Raw genomic sequence first — 3,424 nt, 5'->3', positions numbered from 1 at the left:
AAATCGACCTCGGCAGCGATGTCCTTGTTCTGCCAATCCTTCGCGGCCAACAGCACGATCCTGGCTCGCTGCTGCACGCGGGCCTCAACGCGGCCGCGCCGGGCGAGCGCAGTCAACTCCCGTTCGGCAACAGCATCCAGTTCGATCTTCCGGGCAACGCGCATGGCTCAAACCTCCGCAAAGCTTGGTATGCGCAGTATACTTTAAGTTCTATTATTTAGAGCGCGCTACACTAGCCCTTGACTGAAATACGTTTACTCAGCATTTGATACAGATTGTGCGCACGAACGGGCGGAAGTGCTTATCGCCCAAGTTGTATGGCGTGAACGCTGCGCGCGGTGCAAAACTGACCAAGTCACGACCGATTGAATCAACCCGGGGGTCAGTTCCTGCTGTCGCAGCTGTAGTTTCCGGGAGTTGTTCCGAGGCCACCAATCGTCAGGTTCAGACTTTCCGGCAAGCCGGCTTGCCGGCGATGTCCATCGTCGGAAGGCAAAATCCGGCCAATTCCGGGCGTTCGCGAAGGTCGGCTATGCGGCATGCAGTCGCGCCGCCATTTTGAAGTTCTGCTGCTCCATCGGCGAGATGTCCTGATCGCGGAAGAACAGCACTTTGTGCTTCAGCCACAGAGCCCGGATTTCGGCAATGGCATCCGGATCGAGGGCGGCATCCGCCAGGCTGATGTTGCTGAGTTCGGCGCCGATGGCGGGCCCACCTTGATTGATGCCGGCGCACCGATGGTCGGACAATGGCCGGTGCCATCGGCGTGGCTTGTGAAGTAGTGTCTTGGGTTACGGCGGTGGCGGTCATGGGTGTCTCTAATCCGTGCTTGTGCGGCGGCGAAAATAGGTGCGCCCGGCAGATGAAGCTGCCCCAATCAGCGAGGCAGCGCACCCTTTCGGTCACGGGCTCAATGGTAGGTATTGAGGTCGCGCTCGCATTTGCATGCCGGGACAATTTCTTATGGCGACGCCGCTCCGGCGCAGTCCCGGCGGCAAACCCGGCAATCGCGGGAGCAGGCCGGGACCTGTAACTGAACGACRTGTCGGGTGCGGCTGGTTCAGGCAGTGTGGCGTGAGCGTCCTTGTGGCTGCCTGGGGCCGCCTCAGCGCCCTCGAGCCGGYTTCCTGCTSATGGAGATGGGCCCGGCTGCCGCCTTGCTCTCYCGGTAGYGRRCKGCCCAATCCGAGGGTGTCCTGCCAAAYTGACCGCGGAACCAGCGAGAAAAGTCACCGGCCGAGGAAAAGCCGAGGAGTTCGGCGACCTCATACAACTTGCGTTTGCTGTTGCTCAGATACTCCTCGGCGAGTTCAGCACGTACAGCATTGATGATCGTTGAAACACTCTCACCCTCGGCCGCCAGGTGTCGGTTGAGGGTGCGTCGATGCGCTCCAAGATGCTGGGCGACCCGATCCACCGAACAGAGTCCGCTGGGCAGCAGCATCCTGATGATCGCGCGCGCCTGCTGCGTCGGCTCGTCGCCGAAGTTGGCCAGCTGCATGTCCAGCCACCGCTTCACTTCGCGATTCAGCGTCGGGTCTGCAGCAGGGATGGGCATGTCCAGCTCGCGTCCGCGACAAACCATGGCATTGCATTCCTGTGAAAACTCGATAGCTCTTCCCAGCACGCGGCGGTGCACTTCAAGGCTGGCGGGCCGCTCGTGGGTGAAACTGATCCTTACCGGCCGGAAGGTATTGCGGGTCAGCGCTCTAAACATCCGCAATCCGAAACCGGTCGTCTGTTCGATAGTCTGGCGCCAGACGCCATGGCCCTGCATATCTGCGCCCACATGCACCAGGACCATGTCGCCTGCGTCCTCGAGCTGCAATTGCACGCCGGCGTTGTGCAGTCGCATATAGCGCACGCAAGATTGCACTACTGCGCGCAGCGTTGGTTCTTCCCGCATCACCACGGCCAGCATGCCCAGGCTGGCCAGGCTTCTGGTTTCCGCGAGCAAAAGTCCGAAGGCCTCTTGGCCGGACAAGCGTGCCGACTCCTCCAGCAGCCACCCAACCGAATCGGCACTGATCATCATGTTCGGATCGTCGAGCACCGTGGCCGGCAGCTTGGCCAACCGCAGCATCCGAAACGGATCGAGCCCCACTGAACGGGCAACGTGCTCATAGTCAGTAAGGCTGGCACTTCGCGCCAAGTTATGCATGTACCGTCACCTGTCCCAATTTCACAAAATTATGTCTTCAGAAGCTTGTCACCGAAGAAGTCATCGGAGATTCGGCATGCAGGTTCACCTTGAAATGCGCGTTGCGTGTGCGTGAGGGCTTAGGCAACGAGCCCGAGACGGACTGGTCCACGCGAATGGGCGTCGAGCTAATGTCGATCCTCCCCATCGAATGGCTTCTGTAGGCGGCGCCATCGCATCGCGCATACGGTGCGACGATTCCGGATCGATCTTTGGGCGTCACGCACACGCGCGGGGGACCGATGCGCCAGCTCGCGATGCCGGTGGATGACCGGCAGCGCCGGCTCGTCAGAAGGCCTCGGGCCCCAGCGCGTTCGCCGAGACCGCCCCATCGACAATGCTGTCGCGCAACCCCGACACCCGCGTCAGCAGGTGCTCGCCATAGAAGCGCGCGACGGCGATCTTCTGGCGCATGAATTCCAGCTCGTCGCCCGCAGCGCGCCTGCGCTCGGCCGCCAGCAGCGCGCGGCCGAGCTGCCAGCCCGCCACCAGGTTGCCGGCCAGCATCAGGTACGGTACCGACCCGGCGTAGACAGCGTTGGGGTCGGTCCGGCCGCGGGCAACGACGAAGTCGACCACGTCGAGGAAGGCCTTTCGCGCCGCGGCCAGTCGGCCGGCCAACGATTGCGCAGCCTCGCTGTCGCTCTGTCGCAGCGCCGCCTCGGTGGCTTCGATCTCACCGGCGATCGCCTTCGCGACGGCGCCGCCGTCGCGCGCGGTCTTGCGGCCGACGAGGTCGTTGGCCTGGATCGCCGTCGTGCCTTCGTAGATGGTCAGGATCTTGGCGTCGCGGTAGTACTGCGCCGCGCCGGTCTCCTCGATGAAGCCCATGCCGCCGTGCACCTGCACGCCGAGCGAGGTCACTTCCAGGCTCATCTCCGTGCTGTAGCCCTTGACCAGCGGCACCAGGAATTCGTAGAAGGCCTGAGCGCGCCGGCGTGCCTCGGCGTCCGGGTGCGCGTGCGCCGTGTCGTAGGCCGCCGCGGCGCTGAGCGCCATCGCGCGGCAGCCTTCCGTCAGCGCGCGCATCGTCAGCAACATCCTGCRCACGTCGGGGTGGTGGATGATCGCCGCGGCGCCGGGCAGCGAGCCGTTCACCGGCCGACCCTGCACGCGATCCTTGGCGTACGCAGCGGCCTTCTGGTACGCGCGCTCGGCAACGGCGACGCCCTGCACGCCCACGGCGTAACGCGCGGCGTTCATCATGATGAACATGTACTCCTC

General features: G+C 63.5%; 2 protein-coding genes and 1 pseudogene. All 3 read right to left on the bottom strand.

Going from position 1 to position 3,424, the window contains the following annotated elements:
• Nucleotides 1–560: 560 nt before the first annotated feature.
• Nucleotides 561–762, bottom strand: a pseudogene (locus tag AC1DY5_RS47955) (TauD/TfdA family dioxygenase); the annotation flags it as partial.
• 343 nt (nucleotides 763–1,105) lie between these two features.
• Nucleotides 1,106–2,161: an AraC family transcriptional regulator gene (locus tag AC1DY5_RS47950; protein ID WP_478121386.1), complete on the bottom strand. Its 1,056-nt coding sequence runs from the start codon at nucleotides 2,159–2,161 to the stop codon at nucleotides 1,106–1,108.
• Nucleotides 2,162–2,488: 327 nt separating this feature from the next.
• On the bottom strand, nucleotides 2,489–3,424 hold a 936-nt coding region (locus tag AC1DY5_RS47945), incomplete at its 5' end, for an acyl-CoA dehydrogenase (protein ID WP_478121385.1).

This window comes from Variovorax sp. P4_D9 (genome assembly GCF_056401695.1).
The sequence above is the reverse complement of the archived record's forward strand: the minus strand, read 5'-3'. Positions and strand labels throughout refer to the sequence as shown.